The sequence below is a fragment of the Agrococcus sp. HG114 genome (genome assembly GCF_024723325.1).
Lineage (GTDB): Bacteria > Actinomycetota > Actinomycetes > Actinomycetales > Microbacteriaceae > Agrococcus.
Window position 1 is genome coordinate 1 of sequence record NZ_JANQCH010000024.1, and the last position, 22,942, is coordinate 22,942.

Annotated in this window: 17 protein-coding genes, 1 tRNA gene and 1 other RNA gene; 11 read left to right on the forward strand and 8 right to left on the reverse strand. The window is 73.8% G+C overall.

Features of this window, described 5'->3' with window-relative positions:
• Positions 1 to 9: 9 nt before the first annotated feature.
• Entirely contained in the window at positions 10 to 435 is a 426-nt protein-coding gene (locus NWP09_RS04310; protein ID WP_258274310.1) for an MGMT family protein, read from the reverse strand.
• A gap of 88 nt (positions 436 to 523) precedes the next feature.
• On the opposite strand from NWP09_RS04310, the gene NWP09_RS04315 reads away from it, so the two are divergent.
• Positions 524 to 1,894: a cystathionine beta-synthase gene (locus NWP09_RS04315; RefSeq protein WP_258274311.1), complete on the forward strand. Its 1,371-nt coding sequence runs from the start codon at positions 524 to 526 to the stop codon at positions 1,892 to 1,894.
• Between the two features lie 2 nt (positions 1,895 to 1,896).
• Positions 1,897 to 3,057 (forward strand): cystathionine gamma-synthase, encoded by a 1,161-nt coding sequence (locus tag NWP09_RS04320; protein ID WP_258274312.1) that lies wholly within the window; start codon positions 1,897 to 1,899, stop codon positions 3,055 to 3,057.
• 157 nt (positions 3,058 to 3,214) lie between these two features.
• Here NWP09_RS04320 and NWP09_RS04325 read toward each other — a convergent pair whose 3' ends face one another.
• Positions 3,215 to 4,579, reverse strand: coding sequence for an MFS transporter (locus NWP09_RS04325; RefSeq protein WP_258274313.1), 1,365 nt, complete (start codon positions 4,577 to 4,579; stop codon positions 3,215 to 3,217).
• Between the two features lie 85 nt (positions 4,580 to 4,664).
• Here NWP09_RS04325 and NWP09_RS04330 point away from each other — a divergent pair, with 85 nt between their 5' ends.
• The 5 genes from NWP09_RS04330 to NWP09_RS04350 all read left to right on the forward strand — a co-directional run bounded on the left by NWP09_RS04330 (position 4,665) and on the right by NWP09_RS04350 (position 11,145).
• A complete protein-coding gene (locus tag NWP09_RS04330; protein ID WP_258274314.1) occupies positions 4,665 to 5,108 on the forward strand; it encodes an SRPBCC domain-containing protein in 444 nt (147 codons plus the stop codon).
• Between the two features lie 76 nt (positions 5,109 to 5,184).
• Positions 5,185 to 6,402, forward strand: coding sequence for an amidohydrolase (locus NWP09_RS04335; protein WP_258274315.1), 1,218 nt, complete (start codon positions 5,185 to 5,187; stop codon positions 6,400 to 6,402).
• Positions 6,399 to 7,619, forward strand: a complete 1,221-nt coding sequence (locus NWP09_RS04340) for a multidrug effflux MFS transporter (RefSeq protein WP_258274316.1) — start codon at positions 6,399 to 6,401, stop codon at positions 7,617 to 7,619. Before NWP09_RS04335 ends, NWP09_RS04340 begins: the two co-directional genes overlap by 4 nt.
• 56 nt (positions 7,620 to 7,675) lie before the next feature.
• The gene (locus tag NWP09_RS04345; protein ID WP_258274317.1) at positions 7,676 to 9,499 is read left to right on the forward strand and encodes a helicase HerA-like domain-containing protein; all 1,824 of its coding nucleotides are present in this window, start codon (positions 7,676 to 7,678) and stop codon (positions 9,497 to 9,499) included.
• Positions 9,496 to 11,145, forward strand: a complete 1,650-nt coding sequence (locus NWP09_RS04350) for a cell wall metabolism sensor histidine kinase WalK (protein ID WP_258274318.1) — start codon at positions 9,496 to 9,498, stop codon at positions 11,143 to 11,145. The genes NWP09_RS04345 and NWP09_RS04350 overlap by 4 nt, the downstream gene beginning before the upstream one ends.
• Here the strand turns inward: NWP09_RS04350 and NWP09_RS04355 are convergent.
• The 5 genes from NWP09_RS04355 to NWP09_RS04375 all read right to left on the reverse strand — a co-directional run bounded on the left by NWP09_RS04355 (position 11,110) and on the right by NWP09_RS04375 (position 17,267).
• Entirely contained in the window at positions 11,110 to 12,579 is a 1,470-nt protein-coding gene (locus NWP09_RS04355; protein ID WP_258274319.1) for a glycosyltransferase, read from the reverse strand. The genes NWP09_RS04350 and NWP09_RS04355 overlap by 36 nt on opposite strands.
• Positions 12,576 to 13,541, reverse strand: a complete 966-nt coding sequence (locus NWP09_RS04360; protein ID WP_258274320.1) for a HEAT repeat domain-containing protein — start codon at positions 13,539 to 13,541, stop codon at positions 12,576 to 12,578. The genes NWP09_RS04355 and NWP09_RS04360 overlap by 4 nt, the downstream gene beginning before the upstream one ends.
• The gene (locus NWP09_RS04365) at positions 13,538 to 13,897 is read right to left on the reverse strand and encodes a response regulator transcription factor (RefSeq protein WP_258274321.1); all 360 of its coding nucleotides are present in this window, start codon (positions 13,895 to 13,897) and stop codon (positions 13,538 to 13,540) included. Before NWP09_RS04365 ends, NWP09_RS04360 begins: the two co-directional genes overlap by 4 nt.
• A 153-nt stretch (positions 13,898 to 14,050) precedes the next feature.
• Positions 14,051 to 14,135, reverse strand: a tRNA-Ser gene (locus NWP09_RS04370).
• A 78-nt stretch (positions 14,136 to 14,213) separates the two neighbouring features.
• Positions 14,214 to 17,267 carry a S8 family peptidase gene (locus tag NWP09_RS04375; protein ID WP_258274322.1) on the reverse strand — a complete coding sequence of 1,018 codons (3,054 nt, stop codon included), beginning with the start codon at positions 17,265 to 17,267 and terminating at the stop codon, positions 14,214 to 14,216.
• Between the two features lie 129 nt (positions 17,268 to 17,396).
• On the opposite strand from NWP09_RS04375, the gene pta reads away from it, so the two are divergent.
• Entirely contained in the window at positions 17,397 to 19,505 is a 2,109-nt protein-coding gene (gene pta, locus NWP09_RS04380; RefSeq protein WP_258274323.1) for a phosphate acetyltransferase, read from the forward strand.
• Entirely contained in the window at positions 19,502 to 20,695 is a 1,194-nt protein-coding gene (locus tag NWP09_RS04385) for an acetate/propionate family kinase (RefSeq protein ID WP_258274324.1), read from the forward strand. Before pta ends, NWP09_RS04385 begins: the two co-directional genes overlap by 4 nt.
• Before the next feature lie 60 nt (positions 20,696 to 20,755).
• Here the strand turns inward: NWP09_RS04385 and NWP09_RS04390 are convergent, their stop codons facing one another.
• A complete protein-coding gene (locus tag NWP09_RS04390) occupies positions 20,756 to 21,541 on the reverse strand; it encodes a cytochrome b5-like heme/steroid binding domain-containing protein (protein WP_258274325.1) in 786 nt (261 codons plus the stop codon).
• A gap of 55 nt (positions 21,542 to 21,596) precedes the next feature.
• Between NWP09_RS04390 and ffs the strand changes: the two genes are divergently transcribed.
• Together ffs and NWP09_RS04400 are read left to right on the forward strand one after the other, a co-directional pair.
• An RNA gene (gene ffs, locus NWP09_RS04395) (signal recognition particle sRNA small type) lies at positions 21,597 to 21,693 on the forward strand.
• Between the two features lie 72 nt (positions 21,694 to 21,765).
• The coding region (locus NWP09_RS04400; protein WP_258274326.1) for a DNA polymerase III subunit gamma and tau at positions 21,766 to 22,942 on the forward strand (1,177 nt) is incomplete at its 3' end.

Consider the following 22,942-nt stretch of genomic DNA (forward strand, 5'->3'; position numbering starts at 1 on the left):
GCTCGAGTCCTACCGGCTGCCGGTCGCCGCGCTCGCGGCGGGCTTCGACGACTTCCGCCACCACGACGCGGCGGGCGGGGCCCCGGCGGGCGCGGGGGGCCCGGCGATCGCCTTCCGCCACCGCCGCTCGAGCTCGCCCATGTCGGCGGCGTAGTCGGCGTACCGGCAGCCGAGCCCGTTGGGCTTGAGCCGGATGCCCTCGGCCTCCCAGATGGGCTTCGCGGCGGGGCCGTGGTCGCCGCCGATGTCGCCCGCGTGGGTCGTGATGCGCCACCACGGCACGCCGGAGCCGTAGTGGCGCATGATCGAGCCGACCTGGCGGGGCCCGACGCCGCAGATCGCGGCGATCGCGCCGTACGAGGCGACGCGTCCCGGCGGCACGAGCTCGACGCACCGCAGCACGCGCTCGATGATGAGCTCCCGCCGTGCGTCCATGCGCCCATCCTGACCCACCGCATCCGCCCCCGCACGCGATCGAGCGGGACGCCGGGTCGATAGGCTCGACCGGCAGGCAGGAGGCCCCATGCGCTACGCAGAGTCGATCCTCGACACGATCGGCGACACCCCGCTCGTCAGGCTCTCGAAGGTGACGGAGGGCATCGCGGCGACGGTGCTCGCGAAGGTCGAGTTCCTGAACCCGGGCGGGTCGGTCAAGGACCGCATCGCGCTCGCGATGATCGAGGACGCCGAGGAGCGCGGCCTCATCGGCCCGGGCGGCACGATCGTCGAGCCGACGAGCGGCAACACGGGCGTCGGCCTCGCGCTCGTCGCGCAGCAGAAGGGCTACCGCTGCGTGTTCGTGTGCCCCGACAAGGTCGCCGAGGACAAGCGGGCGACGCTGCGCGCCTACGGTGCGGAGGTGGTCGTCACCCCGACCGCCGTCGCCCCCGACAGCCCCGAGTCCTACTACGGGGTCGCGAACCGGCTGACGGCCGAGATCGAGGGCGCCTTCCAGCCCAACCAGTTCTTCAACCCCGCGGCGCCCGCGGCGCACGAGGCGTCGACCGGGCCCGAGATCTGGCGCGACACCGACGGCCGCGTCACGCACTTCGTGGCCGGCGTGGGCACGGGCGGCACGATCACCGGCACCGGGCGCTTCCTCAAGCGCGCCTCCGACGGCGCGGTCGCCGTCATCGGCGCCGACCCCGAGGGCTCGATCTACTCCGGCGGCACCGGCCGGCCCTACCTCGTCGAGGGCGTCGGCGAGGACATGTGGCCCGGCAACTACGACCCGAGCGTCGTCGATCGCGTCATCGCGGTGGACGACGCCGAGTCGTTCGCGATGACGCGGCGGCTCGCGCGCGAGGAGGGCCTGCTCGTCGGCGGCTCGAGCGGCATGGCGGTCGTCGCGGCGCTGCGCGTCGCGCGCGAGCTGCCCGCCGACGCCGTCGTGGTCGTGCTGCTGCCCGACTCGGGCCGCGGCTACCTGCAGAAGGTGTACTCCGACGCGTGGATGCGCTCGTACGGCTTCGCGGCGGCGTCGAGCGAGACGACCGTGCGCGACGTGCTGACCGCCAAGACGGGCGACGTGCCCGACCTCGTGCACGCGCATCCGACCGACACCGTGCACGACGCGATCGAGATGATGCGCGAGTACGGCGTGAGCCAGCTGCCCGTGCTCACCGCCGAGCCGCCCGTCGTCGTCGGCGAGGTCGCCGGCTCCGTCGACGAGCGATCGCTGCTCGACGACGTGTTCGCCGAGCGCGCGCGCCTCGCCGACCCGGTCGCGCAGCACCTCGGTGCCCGGCTGCCGCAGATCGGCATCACCGAGTCGGTGGATGCGCTGCGCTCGGCCCTGCGGGACGCCGACGCGCTGCTCGTGCTCGACGCGGCGAAGCCCGTCGGCGTCGTGACCCGCACCGACCTGCTCGGCTACCTCGCGAAGGAGGCATGACCATGACCGACCACACCTCGCACGGCTTCTCGACCCGGGCCATCCACGAGGGCCAGCCCTTCGACCCCCGGACGGGCGCGGTGATCCCGCCCATCTTCATGACCTCGACGTTCGTGCAGGACGGCGTCGGCGGGTTCCGCGACGGCTACGAGTACTCGCGCGGCGGCAACCCGAGCCGCGACGCGCTGCAGCAGCAGCTCGCGAGCCTCGAGGGCGGCACGCACGCGTTCGCGTTCGGCTCCGGGCTCGCCGCGGAGGACGCGGTGCTGCGCGCGGTGCTGCAGCCGGGCGACCACGTGCTCATGGGCAACGACGTCTACGGCGGCACCCACCGGCTCGTCTCGCGCATCCACTCCCGCTGGGGCGTCGAGATCACGACCGCCGACGCCTCCGACGTCGACGCGGTGCGCGCGGCGCTGCGGCCGAGCACGAAGATCCTGTGGATCGAGACGCCCTCGAACCCGCTCATGAAGGTCGCCGACATCGCCGCGCTCGCCGAGGTCGGCCACGCCGCCGGGGCGATCGTCGTCGCCGACAACACGTTCGCGACGCCCTACCTGCAGCAGCCGCTCGCGCTCGGCGCCGACGTCGTCGTGCACTCGACGACGAAGTACATCGGCGGGCACAGCGACCTCGTCGGCGGTGCGGTGGTGACGGCGGATGCGGCGCTCGCCGAGCAGATCGGGTTCCAGCAGTTCGCGGTGGGCGCGGTGAACAGCCCCTTCGACGCGTGGCTCACGAGCCGGTCGCTCAAGACGCTCGCGGTGCGCGTCGAGCGGCACTGCGCGAACGCGCAGGCCGTCGCGGAGTCGCTCGTCGGCCACCCGGCGGTCGCCGCGGTGCACTACCCGGGCCTGCCCGACCACCCGCAGCACGAGCTCGCCGCGCGGCAGATGCGCGGCTTCGGCGGCATGGTGTCGCTGCAGCTCGCGGGAGGGAAGGCCGCCGCGCTCGAGCTCGTGCGGCGCACGGAGGTGTTCCAGCTCGCGGAGTCGCTCGGCGGCATCGAGTCGCTCGTGTGCTACCCCGCCGAGATGACCCACGCATCCGTCAAGGGCACCGAGCTCGAGGTGCCCGACGACCTGCTGCGGCTCTCGGTCGGCCTCGAGGACGCCGACGACCTGGTCGCCGACCTCCGCCAGGCGCTCGCGCAGCTCGGCTGAGCGCGCGGACGCGCGGCCGTGCGCCGCACCCCGTGCACAACGCAAGCCCGCGGGAGCGACCCGGCGGGCGTGGGCGAGCCGCGGCGCATCGAGCCGCGCGGTGCGGTGCCCGGGCTTGCGTTGTGCGCGGGGGTGCGCCGTGGCGGGGCGGCGCGGGCTACTCGAGCGCGGCGCCGCGCTGCTCGGGGAGCGTCCACGCGGCGGCGGCCGCGAGCGCGAACGCGAGCGCGAACGCGCCGAAGAGCACGAGCGGGCCGCCGAGGCCGAGGAGCGGCGGCACCGCGAGCGGGGCGAGGATCGAGGCGATGCGACCGAAGCCCGCGGCGGCGCCCGTGCCGGTGCCGCGCACGTTCGTCGGGTACAGCTCCGGTCCGATCGCGTACAGCGCGCCCCACGCGCCGAGGTTGCAGAACGACAGCGCGCAGCCGGCGGCGATGATCATCGCCTCGGTCGAGGCGGTGCCGTACCAGGCGGCCGAGAGCGCCGAGCCGACGAGGAAGACCGTGAGCGTCGGCCGCCGCCCCCACCGCTCGATGAGCAGCGCCGCGACCGCGTAGCCCGGCAGCTGGGCGAGGGTGATGATGAGCGTGAACTCGAACGAGCGCACGAGCGAGAAGCCCTGCTCGACGAGCAGCGACGGGATCCAGATGAACGCGCCGTAGTACGAGAAGTTGATGCAGAACCACACGGTCCACAGCGCGATCGTGCGGCGGCGGAGCGCGGGCGACCAGATCGACACCGTCGGCTCCGAGCGCGTCGCGGGCACCGCATCCGCACCCTGTGCCGCCTCGCTGGCCGGCAGGTCGGGCAGGCGGGCGGGCGCGGCGACGCCCGCGGCCTCCTCGAAGCGGCGCACCGTGCGCTCGGCCTCGGGGATGCGCCCCCGCGCCTCGAGGAAGCGCACCGACTCGGGCATGCCCCAGCGCACGACGATCGAGAAGACCGCCGGCGCCATGCCGATCGCGAGCCCCCAGCGCCAGCCGTCGTCGCTCGCGCCGACGACGAAGGTGCCGATGATCGCGGCCGCGATCCAGCCCACTGCCCAGAAGGCCTCGAGCCACACGACGACGCGGCCGCGGATGCGCTTCGGCGCGAACTCGCTGATGAGGGTCGAGGCGACCGGCAGCTCGGCGCCGAGGCCGAGCCCGACGACGAAGCGCAGCACGAGCAGGGCGGCGAGCGACGTCACGAGGGCGGAGGCGCCGGTCGCGAGCCCGTAGACGACGAGCGTGAGCGCGAACACGCTGCGCCGGCCGATGCGGTCGGCGAGCAGGCCGCCGACGGTCGCGCCGATCGCCATGCCGATGAAGCCCACCGACGCGATCCAGCTCGTCTCGGCGCGGCCGAGGCTCCACTGCTCGGCGAGGGCGGCGATGACGAACGAGATGAGCCCGACGTCCATCGCGTCGAGCGCCCAGCCGATGCCCGAGGTGCCGAGGAGGCGGCCGTGCCGACGGGTGAAGGGCAGCCGGTCGAGGCGCTCGGAGCGCGTGAGCCCCTCGGTCGTGGGGAGGGAGGTCATGCGGTGGCTCTTCCGTCGGGCGGCGCGGTCGCCGGTCAGCCACCACCCTAGTGCGGCGCCGGATGCCCGCCGATAGCGTGAGCGCATGAGCGAGCGCCTGCGGATCCCGGACGACGTCGAGCACGCGGAGGTGGTCGGGTTCGTCGAGATGACGGCGGATGCGCTGTGGCCGCTGTGGACGACGGCCGGCGGCCTCGAGCGGTGGTGGTGGCCGATGTTCGACGACACCCGCTACGAGATCGACGCGCGGGAGGGCGGCTCGTACCGCATCCAGACGGGCGAGGGCGGCTTCGGCGTGCGCGGCCGCTACCTCGAGCTCGAGGAGGGGGAGCGGATCGCGCAGTCGTGGGTGTGGCTCTCGGGCGATGCGAGCGCGGGGCGCGAGGAGCTCGTCACCGTCGACTTCGCGGAGGTCGCCGGCGGCGTGCGCATCGTCGTGCGCCAGACCGCGCCGATCGACGAGGTCGACGACTTCCGCGAGGGCTGGCAGGACTGCCTCACGCGGCTCGAGGAGCTCGCGGACGAGTAGCCGGACGCGCCAACTCGTTCGTCGGGCTAATCAGGCGTACCCTGGTTGCCCGCACACCGATCCGAGAAGGAGCGCCATGCTGCTCGCCATCGTCAACGCCCACATCGTGCCCGTCGAGGGCGAGGAGCTCGAGGGCACGATCCTCGTGCGCGACGGCCGGATCGCCGAGGTCGGCGCCGACGTCGCGGTGCCCGATGGCGCGACGGTGATCGACGCGGGCGGCGCGCAGGTCACCCCGGGGCTCGTGGACGCGCACGTGCACCTCGGCGTGAACCCCGAGGGCGACGGCCACACCGCGAACGACACGAACGAGATGACGAACCCCAACACCGCGGGGGTGCGCACGATCGACGCGATCGACCCGTTCGACGAGGGCTTCGACCTCGCGCTCGCGGGCGGGGTCACGACCGTCAACGTCAACCCCGGCTCGGGCAACCCGATCGGCGGGCAGGCGACCACCCTCCACACGCACGGCCGCATCGTCGACCACATGGTGCTGCGCGAGCCGGCCGGTGTGAAGAGCGCGCTCGGCGAGAACCCGAAGCGGGTGTACGGCGAGAAGAAGGTCACCCCGTCGACGCGCATGGGCACGGCGAAGATCCTGCGCGACGCGTTCGTGTCGGCGCAGAACTACCAGGCGCGGATGGCCGACCCGGACAACGACCGCCACCACGACGTCGACCTGACGATGGAGGCGCTCGGCAAGGTGCTGCGCCGCGAGATCCCGTGGCGGCAGCACGCGCACCGCGCCGACGACATCGTGACCGCACTGCGGCTGCAGGCCGAGTTCGGCTACGACCTCATCATCGACCACGGCACGGAGGCGCACCTGGTCGCCGACCTGCTCGCCGAGCGGGGCGTGCCGGTGCTCATCGGCCCCCTGTTCACGACGAAGTCGAAGATGGAGCTCCGCAAGCGCTCGATCGCGAACCCCGGCAAGCTCGCGAAGGCGGGCGTCGAGCTCTCCATCATCACCGACCATCCGGTCATCCCCATCTCGTTCCTCGTGCACCAGGCCTCGCTCGCGGTGCGCGAGGGCCTCGATCGCGAGACGGCGCTGCGCGCGATCACCATCAACCCGGCGCGCGCGCTCGGCGTCGACGACCAGGTGGGCTCGATCGAGGTCGGCAAGCGCGCCGACCTCGTGGTGTGGGGCGGCGACTGGATGGACCCGATGGCGCGCCCGCGCACGGTGCTCGTCGACGGCCGCGTCGTGTTCGAGCACGACCCGGCGACGGGCGAGGAGCGCATCGCGCCTCGCGACGAGGTGCCGCTCGCGCTGCCGGCGCAGTGACCGGCTCGCCGGGCGACGGGCTCAGCCGCGGCCGGCGCTTCTCGACCCTGCTCGTGCTGGGCCTCCTCGCGGGGCTCGGCCCGTTCACGATCGACCTCTACCTGCCGGCGTTCCCGGCGGTCAAGGACGCGTTCGCGACGACGGATGCGGTGGTGCAGCTCACGCTCTCGGCCACGACCCTGGGGTTCGCGCTCGGGCAGCTCGTGATGGGACCGCTCTCCGACCGCGTCGGCCGCCGGAGGCCGCTGCTCGTCGCGACCGGGGTGCACGTCGCCGCGAGCGTCGGCGTGGCCCTCGCGCCCGACATCGGCACCCTGCTGCTCCTCCGGATCGTGCAGGGCTTCGGAGCGGCGGCCGGCACCGCGGTCGCGATCGCGATGGTGCGGGATCTCTTCGGCGGGCGTCGCCTCACGACGGCGCTCTCGCGCCTCGCGCTCGTGATCGGGATCGCGCCGATCGCGGCACCCGTGATCGGCTCGTGGCTGCTCGCCGTCCTCGACTGGCGCGGGCTGTTCTGGGTGCTCGCGGGGTACGCCGTCGCGGTCATCGGCCTGCAGCTCGTGTTCCTGCGCGAGACGCTGCCGCCGCACCTGCGCCGCGGCGGCGGCCCGGCGACGCTCGCGCGGCAGTACCGCGCGGTGCTCTCCGACCGCGTCTTCGTGGGCGTCGCGATCATCGGGGCGAGCGTCTTCGGCGGCATGTTCGCGTACCTGTCGACCTCGTCGCTGCTGCTGCAGGAGGTCTACGGGTTCACGCCTGGGCAGTTCGCGCTCGTCTTCGCGATCTGCTCGGTCGCGGTGCTCGTCGGGACGCAGTCGGCGGCCGCGGCGGCGAACCGCTGGGGAGCCCAGTGGGTGCTCGCCGCCTCGACCGCGGTGCTCGTGGTGGCGGCGGCGCTCATCGTCGTGCTCGACGTCGCGGGGCTCGGGGTCGCGGGCCTCGTGCCGCCGCTCGCGCTGTACGCGTTCGCGTTCGGCCTGTCGATGCCGTGCGTGCAGACGCTCGCCCTGCAGTCGCACAGCCGCGAGGCCGGCACCGCAGCGTCGCTGCTCGGGGCGCTCAACATGTCGATCGCGGGGCTCGTGAGCCCGCTCGTGGGGCTCTTCCGGGTGGAGAGCGCCGTGCCCATGGGCGCGATCATGCTCGCGTGCGGGGCGCTCGCCGCGACGTCGCTGTGGCTCGTCGTGCGGCCGCGACGGGTGCCGCCGATCGACTGAGTCGCACCCGCTGCGTCCGGCGGGGCACGAGGGGAACCCCGTGCAAGGATTGCCGCATGAGCGACGAGCTTGCCCGGGCACAGGCCGACCTCGAGGCAGCGCAGCAGGCGCAGGCCGAGGCGCAGATCCGCCTCGCCGAGCTGCAGGCGCGCGAGCAGCGCGAGCGGCTCGAGACCCCGCCCGCTCCCGGCGACGAGGCCGCGCCCGATACCGCTCCGCCCGTCGCCGAGCACTTCGAGGAGGCGCCGCTCGAGGCGCCTGTTCCGGCCGACCCGGAGCAGCCGGCCGAGCCCGGCGAGCGGGTCGAGGAGTCGCCCGTGGAGCGCCCGCTCGGCGACGACGGCGTCGAGGCGATCCGCCGGGGCTACGAGTTCCAGGGCCCGGCGCTCGAGCTGGGGGCCGTGCTCGACGGCGACCCGCAGCCCGACGCGCCCGTGCGCATCCCCCTCAGGATGGTGAACCGGCACGGGCTCATCGCGGGCGCGACCGGCACCGGCAAGACCCGGACCCTGCAGGTGCTCGCGGAGCAGCTCTCGGCGGCCGGCGTGCCGGTGCTCGCCGCCGACATCAAGGGCGACCTGTCGGGCGTCGCCACCGCGGGGGAGTCGGACGACCGCCTGCTCGCCCGCACGGCCGGCATCGGCCAGGCCTGGGAGGCCAGCGCCTCGCCCGTCGAGTACCTCGCGCTCGGCGGGCGAGGCATCGGCGTGCCGGTCCGCGCCACCGTGCTCTCGTTCGGGCCGACGCTGCTCTCGAGGGTGCTGGGCCTCAACGACACGCAGGAGTCGAGCCTCGGCATCGTCTTCGCGTACGCCGACCAGCAGGGGCTGCCGCTGCTCGACCTCAAAGATCTCCGCGAGCTGCTGCTGTGGCTCACCGGCGACGAGGGCAAGGAGGAGCTGCGTCGCCTCGGCGGCATCTCGACGCAGACCGCCGGCGTGATCCTGCGCGAGCTCACCGCGTTCAGCCAGCAGGGCGCGGACGACTTCTTCGGCGAGCCCGAGCTCGACACCCGCGACCTCATGCGGACCGCCGCGGACGGACGCGGCGTGATCAGCCTGCTCGAGGTGCCGGAGGTCGCGAGCCAGCCGGCGCTGTTCTCGACCTTCCTCATGTGGCTGCTCGCCGACCTCTTCGAGGACCTGCCGGAGGTCGGCGACGTCGACAGGCCGAAGCTCGTGTTCTTCTTCGACGAGGCGCACCTGCTGTTCCGGGACGCGTCGAAGGACTTCCTCGCCGCCGTCACCCAGACCGTGCGGCTCATCCGCTCGAAGGGCGTCGGCGTCTTCTTCGTCACGCAGTCCCCGAAGGACATCCCCTCGGATGTGCTCGCGCAGCTGGGCTCGCGCGTCCAGCACGCGCTCCGGGCGCACACGCCCGACGACGCGAAGGCGCTCCGCGCGGCCGTGCGCACCTATCCCGAGAGCGGCTACGACCTCGAGCGCGTGCTCACGAGCCTCGGCACCGGCGAGGCCGTCGTGACGGTCATGGACGAGCGCGGCACGCCGACGCCCGTCGCCTGGACCCGGCTGCGCGCCCCGCAGGGCTCGATGGAACCGACCCCCGAGCCCGCGATGCGGCAGGCCGTCGAGGCCTCGCCGCTGCTCGCCAGGTACGGCCAGGGGATCGATCGGGAGTCGGCGTACGAGCTGCTGCAGGCGAGGCTGCGCGCGGCCGAGGAGTCGGACGAGCGGGAGCGCGCGAGGGCCGCGGCCGAGGAGGAGGCGGCGCGGCTCGACCGTGCGGCGCGCGGCGGCTCCGCTCGCGGCACGTCGCGCTCGGGCTCGGGCAGCATCATCACCGACTTCATCGGCTCGCGCGCCGGCCAGTCGATCATCCGCGAGATCGTCCGGGGCGTCCTGGGCAACCGGCGCCGGTGAGCGCCGAGGCCGAGACGCTCGCCGAGGAGCACGTCCGCGAGCTCGCGAAGCTCGACACCCGGCGACTGCAGCTCGTCTACGCGAGCGTCACCGCGCTCGTGCTCATCGTCGTCTCGCTCGCCGACGCCGCGCGCTGGGGGCATCCGTCGATCTGGCTCGCGTCGCTGTGCATCGGCGCCGCGACGGTGCTCGCGCTCCTCGACGGGAGGCTGCCGCGATCCCGGGCGTGGTTGCGCTACGCCCTGCCCGGGCTCGACCTGCTCGGCTGCCTCGCGCTGCTCGCGGACTTCCACTCGCCGCGCATCATCGCGATGCTCGCCGTCGTGCCGGCCTTCTGGCTCGGGATCGTCGCGGGGCGCTGGGGCATCGCGATCGTCGGGGCGGTCGGCGCGGCGATGTCGGCTGTCCTCGCGCTCCACCTCACCGGCTCGGCCAACACCACGCTCACGGCCAACGCGGTCGGCATCGTGCTCGTGCCCGCGGTGCTCATCGCCGCCGCGTGGTTCGCGCGCAACTACTCACGGGCCCTCGTGCGGCAGCAGCGCGCGATCGTGGAGCGCGAGCGGGAGAAGACGGCGATCGCGCGGCAGGCCGCGGCGGACGCCGCGCTCCTCGACGCGATCTTCGAGACGGCGCGCGTGGGCCTCATGGTGCTCGACCCCGACGGCGGCATCGTGCGCGTGAACCCGACGCTCGCGGGCCATCCCGTGATGGGCGAGGCGCCCGTCGGCAGCGCCCTCGACCACGCGCGGTTCCTCGAGCTCGAGTCGCGGCGCCCGATCGACGGGCTCGACACGCCCTTCATGCGGGCCGCGCGCGGCGAGTCGTTCGACAACGTCGACTGCTGGGTCGAGCGCCCGGGCCACGACCTCGTCGCGGTGCGCATGTCGTCCCGGCCGCTGCTGCTCGACGGCGAGTTCCGCGGGTCGATCGCGTCCGTCGACGACGTCACCGCGTACATGCGGATGCTCGAGGACCGCGACGACTTCGTCGCGCTCGTCTCCCACGAGCTGCGCACGCCGCTCACCTCCATCTCCGGGTACCTCGAGATCGCGCTCGACGAGGAGCTCCCGCGCGACCTGCGCTCGTGGCTCGAGACGGTGCAGCGCAACGCCAACCGCCTGCGAGCGCTCGTCGAGGACCTCCTGATCGTGGGCGAGATGAGCCGCGGCGAGATGCAGCTGCACCACGAGATCGTCGACCTGCGAGGGCTCGCGAGCGACGCGGCCGCGCTCCTGCAGCACCGCGCGCGCCGCAAGCGCGTGCAGCTCACGCTCGCCGACGGGCCGGCTGCCCGGGTGGAGGGCGACCCCAGGAGGCTGAGCCAGGTGATCGAGAACCTCATCTCGAACGGCATCAAGTACACGCGCGACGGTGGCGCCGTCGCGGTGAGCGTCGAGCTCCGGGGCGCGGATGCGGTCGTGTCGGTCGTCGACGACGGCCCGGGGATCGAGGCGGCGGAGGCCGAGCGGGTCTTCGAGCGCTTCTACCGCTCGGCGTCCGCCCGCGCCTCCGGGCTCCCGGGCGCCGGGCTCGGGCTCTGGATCTGCCGCACGATCATCAACGCGCACGGCGGCACGATCGGCTTCTCGAGCGAGCAGGGCGTCGGCTCAGTCGCGTCGTTCCGCCTCGCCCGCGCCGACTGACGCCGCGGCGCCGGCGAAGCCGCTGCGGGTCATCTCGCCCCACACCTGCTTGCGGCCGGTGAGCGCGGCCCACCACCCCTGGATGCGCCAGACGGCGGTGAGCTGCCGGTAGCCGATGCTCTCGGCGAGCACGGCCGCGAGGATCGAGCCGAGGTCCCGCCAGCGCTCGTAGCGGTGGAAGCTCGCCTCCTCCACGAGGACCGCCGCAAGGGTGACGAGCGTGCCGTAGCCGTAGGAGACGAGCAGCAGCAGGAGCGCCGCGCCGGGCTCCACGGCACCGACCAGGAGCCCCGCGACGACGAGCACGATGCCGACGATCTCGATGAGCGGCGCGAGCAGCTCGAACAGCCAGTAGTACGGCAGCGCGAGCATGCCGACGCGGCCGTACCTCGGGTTCAGGAGCATGCTGCGGTACTTCCACAGCACCTCCCAGAGGCCGCGGTGCCAGCGCCGGCGCTGGCGCGCGAGCACGCGGAGCGTCTCGGGCGCCTCGGTCCAGCTCACCGGCTCGGGGACGAACTCCACTCGCGCGTCTCGCCGGCCGTCGCGGATCCAGCGCTGGATCCGCACGACGAGCTCGAAGTCCTCGCCGATCGAGTCCGGGTCGAGCCCGCCCATCTCGATGAGCACATCCCTCCGGAACATCGCGAACGCCCCCGAGATGAGGATCAGGGCGTTGAGGTCCGACCACGCGGTGCGGCCCAGGAGGAACGCGCGCAGGTACTCCACGACCTGGATGCGGGTGATGAGCTGCTTCGGCATCCGCAGCTCGACGATGCGGCCGCCGAGCACGCGGCTGTTGTTCACGATGCGGACGACGCCGCCGGTCGCGACCACGCGGTCCGGGTCATCGGCGAAGGGCCTGGAGACGGAGAGGAGGGCGTCGGGCTCGATGATCGAGTCGGCGTCGACCCTGACGATGAGCTCCTTGCTCGCGAGGTCGATGCCGAGGTTCAGCGAGTCGGAGCCGCCCGAGTTCTCCTTGTCGACGACCACGAGCGGCACGCCGCCGCTCTCGGCTCGCCAGATCCCGCGGACGGCGCCGCGGACCGGGATGCGTCCGGGCACGTCGCGCTCGTCCTCGACGAGGCCGAACTCGTCCTGCAGCAGCCGCATCGTGTCGTCGGTGCTGCCGTCGTTGACGACGATCACCTCGTGGTCGGGGTAGCGCAGGTCGAGCATGGAGCGCACGCTCGTGAGGATGACGGCCGCCTCGTTGTAGGCCGGCACGATCACCGAGACGCCGAGGCTCACCGGCGACGCGGCCATGGCGTCCTCGCCGCGATGCGCGCTGTGCCCGAGGTAGCGAGCGAAGTGGCGGGCGGCGATGAGGATGAGGACGAGCATGGAGGTGTTCGCGAGCAGGAAGTAGATCGCGGAGGGCCACACGAGCACGGCGAAGATCGCCTCGAGGGTGTCGTGCAGCCAGCTCATGCGACCGCCTCCGGCCGGCGCAGGCCCGCGGCGCGCCGGACGCCCGGCTCGCCGGCGGCGAGCGCCTCGAGCGCGGCCGCCGTCCACGTCGTCGGCATCGAGGCGACGGCGCGTGCTGCGGCCTCCCCCTCGATGCCGCCGCGGAGCGCCGCATCGACGAGCGCCGGCAGCGCCGCGCGCACGGGCAGCCGCTCGAGGGAGCGCATCGCGGCGAGGCGCACGGACTCGTGCTCGTCGCGCACGAGCGCGGCGAGCGAGTCCCCGCACCCCGGCACCTGGAGCAGCCCCGCGATCCTCGCCGCGCCGCGGCGCACCGCAGGGTCGCGGTCGTGAAGCGCGAGGCGCACGCGGTCGCCCGCGGTCGAGCCCTGCTGCAGCAGCACGCTCGCGCCGACCGTGCTCGGCACTCCGCTGTCGGAGGCGAGGGCGTCGATGGCTGCGCCCACCGCTTCGGGGGCCTCGAAGCCGCCGAGCGCGCGCACCGCCACGGTGCGCACCGTCGGGTCGGGATCGTCGGCGAGCTCGAGCAGCAGCGCGAGCGCGCCCTCGGGTGCGAGCCGCCCGAGCGCCTCCGCCGCGTCGGCGCGGCGCACGGCGCTGCGGTGGCGGGCGTCCGCGAGGACTCGAGGTGCGAGCCCGGTCGCGACCGCGACGGCTCGGAGGCGGTCGGCGGCCTCCCCGGTCACGCCCCGCAGCATGAGGAAGACCATGCGCCCCACGTGCTCCCGCGCGGCGTCGTCGAGCCCCCGCACGCGCTCGAGCAGCGCGGGCACCTCGTCGTCCTCGGCGATCGTCGACTCGAGCACCAGCCGGCGGTAGCGGGCATCGAGCGCAGCGCTGCGGCGCTCGCGGCGCCGCCGCACGGCGCGCTGCACGAGCAGCGCCACGATCATGCCCAGCACGAGCGCCGCGGTGACGACCACCACCGCCTGGAGCAGCTCGGGGGCGAGCGGCGGGCTCATCCGATCGCTGCGGTGACGCGCGCGAGCAGGGCCCGCGGGCTGAACGGCTTCGTCACGTAGTGGTCCGCGCCTGCGGCGAAGCCCGCCTCGATGTCCTTCTCCTGCCCGCGGGCGGTCAGGAGGATCACGGGCGTCTCATCGCCGCGGTCCCGCAGCTGCCGCAGCACGTCGATGCCCGAGAGCCCGGGCATCATGACGTCGAGCACGATGACGTCCCAGCCCCCCTCGAGGCCCGCCTCGAGCCCCTGGGCGCCGTCGGCGCGCGTGACCACCTCGTGCCCGGCGGACTCGAGCTTGATGGCCACGAGATCGCGGATGTCGCGGTCGTCGTCGACGACGAGGATGCGGCCGCTCATGGCGCAGCGCTCGCGCAACGCACTCGCGGCCGAGGACTGCTCTGGGGCATGGGGCTCCATCGTGACGAGTCGTGCTGGCCGGTGCCCTCAATCTACACGGCGGCCGCGGCGTCGGCGGATGGGCGCGGCGTGGGCCGCGCCAGTATGCATCGGCGGAGGATAGGGGATTCGAACCCCTGAGGGCTTGCACCCAACACGCTTTCCAAGCGTGCGCCATAGGCCACTAGGCGAATCCTCCAGGCGGCCGCGGACGGCCAACCACACGATCCTACGGCAACGGGGCGGGAGCTCGCGCCCCCGCCCCGTCGCGCATCGACTACGGCGTCTGGCCGCGGCCCGTCGTGGGACCGGGGGTCGACTCCGCGTAGATGTAGGTGCGGTCCTGGAAGCCGTCGATCTCGTAGATCACCGCGCCGAGGTACTCCTGGTTGGCGCCCAGGCCCCTCCAGTCGACGGTGACCTGGAACTCATCGCCCGCGGACACCTGCTGCGAGGCGGGCGACGCGGTCAGCTTGCCCTTGCCGGCGCCGAGCTGCAGGCCGGCGTGCTCGAGGATGAACGGCGTCGCAGCGCCGCCCGCCACCGAGTACGCGTGCACGAGCGCGAGGTACTGGCCGGGCTCCGGGTCCTCGATCATCACGGCCTCGTCGGCGGACGAGGTGCCGCCGATCCACTGCTCGACCGGCTGACCGGCGCTGTTGAGGCGGTAGATGTAGAGGTCGAGGTCGGCCACCGACTCGTCGCCCGCGAGCGTGAAGTCGTGGACGAGCTCGCCCGCGGGGATCGTCACGGAGTAGACGAACTCGTCATCCGTCACGCCCGAGTCGCTGCCGAGGGTCTCGTAGGGCGCGAAGCCCGCCGTCGCCGTCGTCAGCTCGCCGTCCGTGCCGGCGATCCCGTCGATCGCGAGCCGGCCCATGCGGCCCTCGGCGCTCGCCCACTCCGGCACGTCGAGCGCGAGCGGGCGCACGGCGATGGGGGAGCGGACCGAGTGGGCCTCGTTCGACCACGTCAGGAAGCCCGTCGTCCACGTGTCGGGCGTCGCCGTCGTGGTGGAGAACGTCACCTCGAAGGACAGCGTCTGCCCCGCCTCGGTGAACACGAGCTCGTCGGTGGAGACCTCGACGGCCACGCCGTCCACGCCCTCGACCGAGACGCCGTAGGTGCCCGGCTCGAGCGCGGTGAGCGAGCGCGTCACGGTCTGCGTGCCCGCGAGCGCGCCGATGCCGATCGACGGGATGTTGAGGTCGCTCGGGTCGATCGCCTCGCCCACCCACGACGCGGGGAGCCCGTAGCCGAGCCCTCGCAGGTAGCCGAACCAGTCCTCGGTGCCGTTCTCGTAGTAGAGGCCGGGCTCGAGGAACGTCGGGGAGTCGACGATGCCGGCGCCCTGGCTGAACGGGTTCGTCTCGCGCGAGCCGTCGGCGCGGACCGTGTCCTGCGCGCTCGTCATGAGCGCGCTCTTGACCTCCGCCGGCGACGCGAGCGGGTGCTCCGAGAGGTACACGGCGGCGAGGCCGGCGATGTGCGGCGCGGCCATCGAGGTGCCCGACAGGAACTCGAAGCGGTCGGGGCCGCCCGGAGCCTGCCACGCGGCGGCGATGATGCCGACGCCCGGCGCTGCGATGTCGGGCTTGATCACGTCGGAGCCGTCGGCGAGCGCGGGGCCGCGCGACGAGAACCCTGCGACGACCGGCGCCGGCGTCGCGACGCCGGAGGTGTTGCCCGGCGTGAGCGTGACCGTCTCGCGCGCCTTCGCGGCGGCGAGCACGGGCGCGCGGAACTGCGCGTCGATGTGCACCGTCGGGATCGCGTGGTCGTCGAGGTCGATCGAGCCCGGCGTGACGTTCGCGACGATCGCGCCGATCGCGCCGGCGGCCGCGGCCACCTGCGACTTCTCGACGCGCGCGTTCACGCCGCGGTCGCACAGGACGATGTTGCCCGCGGCAGCCGCCGCGTCGAGCGAGCCGGGGAGGCACAGCGCGGCGTCGGCCGCCGTGCGGCCGGCGGCCGGGATGTCGCCGGCGTACACGAGCGTGCCGGTCACCGAGCCGTCGAACGGCACCGTGATGGAGCCGCCGGCGACCTTCGTGCCGTCGGCGAGGGTGACCGTCGCCTCGTAGTTCGGGATCGTCGTCGCCGCCACGGTGGTGTACCAGGGGGACGCGTGGTCGAGCGTCGACGCGCCCGGGCCCGAGTTGCCCGCCGACGCCGACACGAACACGCCCGCCGCGGCCGCGCCGAGGAACGAGATGTCCGTCGCCGCGACGACCGAGGTCGCCGCGCCGCCGCCGATCGAGTAGTTGATGACGTCGACGCCGTCGATCACGGCCTGGTCGATCGCCGCGACGAGGTCGCTCGAGGCGCAGCCGTCGTCCGTGCTCACGGCGGGGTCGGGTCCCGACCAGCAGACCTTGTAGGCCGCGATGCGCGCGGCCGGGGCGACACCCGACATCGTGCCCAGGTCGGCGCCGCCGACCGAGGTGATCGCGACATCCGCGTTGCCGGCCGCCGTCGAGGCGGTGTGCGAGCCGTGGCCGTCGCCGTCGCGCGGCGAGGCGTACTCGCCGGGCACCTGCGTCTCGGTGCCGATGCGGCTCGCGCCGAAGCCCGACAGGTAGTAGCGCGCGCCGACGATCTTCGTCGAGCAGTCGTCCGCGGTGAAGCCGGGGCCCGTCTGGCAGACGCCGGTGAACTCGCTGCCGTCGCCCTTGACGTAGCGGATCGTGCCGTCGGCGGCGCGGTACGGCTCATCACCGGGGGTCGTGCCGAGCGGCGCGCCCGCGAAGAAGGGGTTCTCGGGCGCGATGCCGGTGTCGAGCACGCCGACCACGACGCCGTCGCCGGCGTCGCTCGCGCCGCCGACCTGCTCCCACAGCGCGGGGAGCTCGAGGTAGTCGTTCGCGGGGGAGCTCGTGAGCTGGAGGATCTCATTCGCCTCGACCGCGCGGACACCGGGGTGGTGGGCGAGGTCCTGCGCCTGGTCGGCCGTCAGGTCGGCGACGAAGCCGTTGATCGCGGCCGTCAGCTCGACGTCGACCGTCGCGCCGACGGAGGCCGCGACGTCCTCGTGGCGGTCCTGCAGGTGCGACGCGTAGGCGCGCGCGGCGGGGGAGCTCACGTCGAGGTCCTGGCCGCGCTGCGGTGCGGTCGGCGCGAGCCCCGTGATGCCGCCGTCGTAGGTGGCGAGGGCGTCCTCGGCGAGGACGACGATGTAGCGCCCGTCCTCGAACGCCGGGGTGGAGCCCGGAGCGGCAGCCGCGTTCGCCGTCGTCGCGCTCAGGACCGCCGCGCTCGCGCCGAGCGCGAGGGCCGTCCCGACCGCGACCGTGCGACGCAGCGCGCTCCGCGCTGTGCTGTGTGAGGTCACGTTCTTCCCTTCGATGGCATGCCGTCGTTGGCACTGCGCTCCATCCTGAGGGTTCTCCAAGGTTCGACTCATGCCGTGATCGAACCGTTACGGAGTTGTAACCCAGAGGGGCCCCGCTAGCCTGAAGCGGTGCCGACCCGCATCGTCATCGCATCGCCCGAGGGCCACGCCGGCAAGTCGATCGTCGCGCTCGGGCTCGTCGAGGCCCTCAGCAGGCGCGTCGAGCGCGTGGGCGTCTTCCGCCCGGTCGCGCGCTCGGCCGAGGAGCGCGACGCCGTGCTCGAGCTGCTGCTCGCGCACGACGCGGTCGACCTCGCGTACGACGAGGCGATCGGCACGACCTACGCGGCCGTGCACGAGAACGCGGACGCGGCGCTCGCGACCATCGTCGACCGCTACCACCGCATCGACGAGCGCTTCGACGCGATCGTCGTCGTCGGCTCCGACTACACGGACGTCGGCAGCCCCACCGAGCTCGGCTTCAACGCCCGCGTCGCCGCGAACCTCGGCGCCTCGGTGCTGCTCGTGCTCGGCGGCCACCACCCCGAGACCGACGCCGCGCGGTCGGCCGACGAGCTGCGCCAGCTCGCGGAGGTCACGACCGCGGAGCTCACCGCGGCCCACGCATCCATCGCCGGCGTCATCGTCAACCGCGCCGACGCATCCGCGATCGACGGCATCCCGGCGGCGATCGCCGACGCCGTGCCGGCCGGCGTGCCGGTGTGGTCGATCCCCGAGGACGCCCTGCTCAGCGCGCCGAGCGTCGGCAGCCTCTTCCGCGCGACCGAGGCCGAGCTGCTGCGCGGCGACCCCGAGCTGCTCGCGCGCGAGTCGCTCGGCACGGTCGTCGCGGGCATGTCGATGGAGCATGTGCTCGACCGGCTCATCGAGGGCGGCATCCTCGTGACCCCCGGCGACCGCTCCGACGTCGTCGTCGGCACGCTGCTCGCGCAGCAGTCGGGCACGTTCCCGTCGATCGCCGGCATCGTGCTCAACGGCGGCTTCGAGCTGCACCCGGCCGTGCAGCGGCTGCTCGACGGGCTCGACCTCGAGCTGCCCATCGGCCGCAGCCCGCACGGGACGTACGAGACCGCCCGCCGCATCGCGGGCACGCGCGGCTCCCTCATCGACGGCACGCAGCGCAAGCGCGATGCCGCGCTCGCCCTCTTCGAGCAGCACGTCGACGCGCGGGCGCTGCTCGAGCGGCTCGAGGTCGCGACGACCGACGTCGTGACGCCGCTCATCTTCGAGCACAGCCTCATCGAGCGCGCGCGGCAGGACGTGCGGCACATCGTGCTGCCCGAGGGCGACGACGACCGCATCCTGCAGGCCGCGTCGACCGTGCTCGCGCGCGGCATCGCGCGGCTCACGATCCTCGGCGACGAGCCGGCGATCCGGCAGCGCGCAGCCCGGCTCGGCCTCGACCTCTCGGGCGCCCGCATCATCGCGACCGACGACGAGGAGCTCCGACCGAAGTACGCGGCCGAGTACCAGCGGCTCCGGGCGCACAAGGGCGTCACGATCGAGCAGGCCATGGAGCGGCTCCTCGACGTGAGCTACTTCGGCACCCTCATGGTGCACACCGGCGACGCCGACGGCATGGTCTCGGGCGCGGCCCACACGACCGCCCACACGATCAAGCCCTCGTTCGAGACCATCAAGACGAAGCCAGGCGTCTCGGTCGTCTCGAGCGTGTTCCTCATGGCGCTCGCCGACCGCGTGCTCGTCTACGGCGACTGCGCGGTCATCCCCGAGCCGACCGTCGAGGAGCTCGCCGACATCGCGATCTCGTCCGCGCAGACGGCGCGCGACTTCGGCATCGAGCCGCGCGTGGCGATGCTGTCGTACTCGACGGGCGAGTCGGGCACCGGTGCCGAGGTCGACCGCGTGCGCGCGGCCACGGCGCTCGTGCGCGAGCGCGCCCCCGAGCTGCCGGTCGAGGGCCCGATCCAGTACGACGCGGCGGCGGATGCGGCGGTCGCGAGCAAGAAGATGCCCGGCTCCGAGGTGGCCGGGCGGGCGACGGTGTTCGTCTTCCCCGACCTCAACACGGGCAACAACACCTACAAGGCGGTGCAGCGCTCCGCGGGCGCGCTCGCGATCGGGCCGGTGCTGCAGGGCCTCAACAAGCCGGTCAACGACCTCTCGCGCGGCGCGCTCGTGAGCGACATCGTCAACACGATCGCGATCACCGCGATCCAGGCGCAGGGCGCCGCGGCCGACGGGGCGCGCGCATGACCCGCTCGGTGTTCGTCATCAACGCGGGCTCGTCGAGCCTCAAGTACCAGCTCGTCGACGTCGACTCGGGCGCGGCGCTCGCGGCCGGGCTCATCGAGCGCATCGGCGAGACCACGAGCGAGGCGAAGCACGAGGTGCCCGGTCGCGACGCGGTCGTCGAGCGGCGCGTCATCCCGGATCACGAGAAGGCGTTCGGCTGGGTGCTGCGCCAGTTCTCCGCCCACGGCCCGGACCTCGACGAGGCGCGCCTGCTCGGCATCGGCCACCGCGTCGTGCAGGGCGGCGCTCGCTTCGACCGCGCGGTCCGGATCGACGACGACGTCGCGCAGCAGATCGACGACCTCGCCCCGCTCGCGCCGCTCCACAACCCCGCGAACCTGCAGGGCATCCGCTCGGCGCGCGCGACGTTCGCGGGCTACCCGCATGTCGCGGTCTTCGACACGGCCTTCCACCTCACGATCCCGCCGGCCGCGCACCGCTACGCCATCGAGGCGCAGGTCGCCGCCGAGCACCGCGTGCGGAAGTACGGGTTCCACGGCACGAGCCACCAGTACGTCTCGCGGCGCATGGCCGAGCTGCTCGAGCGGCCGCTCGAGGAGGTCAACACGATCGTGCTGCACCTCGGGAACGGGGCGTCCGCGACAGCGGTGCGCGGCGGTCGCAGCATCGAGACGTCGATGGGGATGACGCCGCTCGCGGGGCTCGTGATGGGCACCCGCTCGGGCGATGTCGACCCGGGTGTCGTCTTCCACCTGCATCGCATGGCGGGGCTCTCGGTCGACGAGATCGACACGCTGCTCAACAAGCGCTCGGGGCTCCTCGGCCTCACGGGCACGGGCGACATGCGCGACGTGCTGCAGGCGGCGGAGGCGGGCATCCCGCGCGCGGTCGAGGCGCTCGAGATCGTCGGGCACCGGCTGCGCGGCACGGTGGGCGCCTACCTCGCCCACCTCGGCCGCACCGACGCGATCGCCTTCACCGCGGGGATCGGCGAGAACGCGGCCAAGGTGCGGGAGGTCGCGCTCGCGGGCCTCGAGGGCCTCGGCATCAGGCTCGACGCCGAGCGGAACGCGGGGCGGGGCGAGCGCCGCATCTCGGCCGACGGCTCGCCGATCGAGGTGTGGGTCGTGCCGACGAACGAGGAGCTCGAGATCGCCCGGCAGGTGGCGGCGCTCGTCGACGCGTCCTGACTCGAGCGGCGCTCGCCGGTTGACCCGCGCGACGGGTCCGGCCGCGCGGCGGAGCGGGGCTCAGCGCTCCGCGAGCTCGCCGATCGCGAACTGGCTCAGCTGCTCCGTGGGGAGCGCCTGACCGGCGTGCTGCGCGCCGAACTCCTCCGATGCATCCGTGCCGCAGATGCCCAGGATGCGCTCGGGCCCGCCGGGATGCCGGGGGATCCACGCCGTGACGTCGTAGACCGTGCCCTCGATCGCGACCCAGCACGAGGCCGAGTCGTCGTGCACCGCGACCTCGGCGATCGAGATGCCGGTCGCGGCGGTCGGGGCGGGCGACGCCGACGGGCCGAGCAGGCCGGGAGCCCCGGTCGCGGCGGGCACGGCGATGCGGTCCTGCCACGCGGCGGTCGCGCCCGAGTGCCCGGTCAGCACGGCGACGATGACCGCTCCGGCCGCGAGGGCGCCGAGGAGGGTGCCCGCGAGCACGCCGACGACGCCGGTCGAGCGCCGCGTGCGGGTCGCGCGGCGCTGCCACAGCCACCACGCGAGCGCCGCCGCGAAGAGCGCGACGGCCGTCGCGAGCAGCCAGTTGCCGAGCTGCTCGTGCAGCCCGGGCGAGCCGACCCGCGCGGCGAGCGCCTCTCCGGAGAGCTTGGCCACGAGCGCGCCCGCGGCGGCGACCCCGAGGATCGCGACCACGGGCCACGCGAGCGGCGCGCGCCACCCGGGGACCGCGAGCACCAGGAGCAGGCCGATCGCGCCGAGCGGGAGGAGCACGACGGGCACGTGCACCGCGAGCGGGTGCAGCGGCAGGCCCGCGAACAGGTCGAACGGGTTGCCCGTGGCGGCGCGCGGCAGCATGCGGCAACGCTACCGCCGGGCGGTGCGCGCGATGGGGCGGGTTCGCTACCATGGGAGCGGCTCCCCGCGTGGCGCCATCCAGGCCAACTCCCCCAGGTCGGAGACGAAGCAAGGGCAACCGGGCTCTGGCGGGTGCGCGGGGAGTCCTCGCATGTCCGGGCGCCTTCCCGCAGCAGGGGCGGTCGCGGCGCGGCGAGTCAGCGGCGCCAAGTAGCCTGGACCCCATGGTCGCCGCCCTCTACCGCCGCTATCGGCCGGAGTCCTTCTCCGAGCTCATCGGGCAGGCGCACGTGACCGATCCGCTGCGCACCGCGCTGCGCGCCGACCGCGTGAACCACGCCTACCTCTTCTCCGGCCCGCGCGGGTGCGGCAAGACGACGAGCGCCCGCATCCTCGCGCGCTGCCTCAACTGCGCCGAGGGCCCGACGCCCGAGCCCTGCGGCGTGTGCGACTCGTGCGTCGAGCTCGGCCGAGACGGCGGCGGCTCGCTCGACGTCGTCGAGATCGACGCGGCGAGCCACGGCGGCGTCGACGACGCCCGCGACCTGCGCGAGCGGGCGACGTTCGCGCCGACGCGCGACCGCTACAAGGTGTTCATCATCGACGAGGCGCACATGGTCACCTCGGGCGGCTTCAACGCGCTGCTGAAGATCGTCGAGGAGCCGCCCGAGCACATCAAGTTCATCTTCGCGACGACCGAGCCCGAGAAGGTCATCGGCACGATCCGCTCGCGCACGCACCACTACCCGTTCCGGCTCATCGCCCCGGCGCCGATGCTCGAGTACGTGCAGCGGCTGTGCGCCGAGGAGGGCGTCGAGGCCGAGCCGGGCGTGCTGCCGCTCGTCGTGCGCGCCGGCGGCGGCTCCGCGCGCGACACGCTCAGCCTGCTCGACCAGCTGATCGCGGGCTCCGAGGGCCCGGTCACGTATGCGCACGCCGTCGCGCTGCTCGGCTTCACGCACGGCGAGCTGCTCGACGAGATCGTCGCTGCGCTCGCGGCGACGGATGCGCCGAGGCTGTTCGCGGCGATCGATCGCGTCGTGCAGTCGGGTCAGGACCCGCGCCGCTTCGTCGAGGACCTCCTCGAGCGGCTCCGCGACCTCATCGTCGCGCGTGCGGCGAAGGACCCGGCGGCGATCCTGCACGGCGTGCCCGCCGACGAGCTCGCGACGCTCGTCGCACAGGCGCAGGGCTTCGGCAGCGCCGAGCTCTCCCGCGCGGCCGACATCGTGGCGAAGGCGCTCACCGACATGGCCGGCGCGACGAGCCCGCGGCTCCACCTCGAGCTCATGGCGGCACGGCTCCTCGTCCCCGAGTCGGGCGACCCCGAGGTCGGCACGCTCGCGCGCGTCGAGCGCCTCGAGCAGCGGCTCGAGGGCGCGCCCGCGGCATCCGCCGCAC

Coding starts and splice junctions, on each gene's coding strand:
- NWP09_RS04360 (WP_258274320.1), bottom strand. CDS start 13,541: ATGAGCCCGCCGCTCGCCCCCGAGCTGCTCCAGGCGGTGGTGGTCGTC.
- NWP09_RS04385 (WP_258274324.1), top strand. CDS start 19,502: ATGACCCGCTCGGTGTTCGTCATCAACGCGGGCTCGTCGAGCCTCAAG.
- NWP09_RS04355 (WP_258274319.1), bottom strand. CDS start 12,579: ATGAGCTGGCTGCACGACACCCTCGAGGCGATCTTCGCCGTGCTCGTG.
- NWP09_RS04315 (WP_258274311.1), top strand. CDS start 524: ATGCGCTACGCAGAGTCGATCCTCGACACGATCGGCGACACCCCGCTC.
- NWP09_RS04390 (WP_258274325.1), bottom strand. CDS start 21,541: ATGCTGCCGCGCGCCGCCACGGGCAACCCGTTCGACCTGTTCGCGGGC.
- NWP09_RS04320 (WP_258274312.1), top strand. CDS start 1,897: ATGACCGACCACACCTCGCACGGCTTCTCGACCCGGGCCATCCACGAG.
- NWP09_RS04330 (WP_258274314.1), top strand. CDS start 4,665: ATGAGCGAGCGCCTGCGGATCCCGGACGACGTCGAGCACGCGGAGGTG.
- NWP09_RS04365 (WP_258274321.1), bottom strand. CDS start 13,897: ATGAGCGGCCGCATCCTCGTCGTCGACGACGACCGCGACATCCGCGAT.
- NWP09_RS04345 (WP_258274317.1), top strand. CDS start 7,676: ATGAGCGACGAGCTTGCCCGGGCACAGGCCGACCTCGAGGCAGCGCAG.
- NWP09_RS04325 (WP_258274313.1), bottom strand. CDS start 4,579: ATGACCTCCCTCCCCACGACCGAGGGGCTCACGCGCTCCGAGCGCCTC.
- NWP09_RS04335 (WP_258274315.1), top strand. CDS start 5,185: ATGCTGCTCGCCATCGTCAACGCCCACATCGTGCCCGTCGAGGGCGAG.
- NWP09_RS04310 (WP_258274310.1), bottom strand. CDS start 435: ATGGACGCACGGCGGGAGCTCATCATCGAGCGCGTGCTGCGGTGCGTC.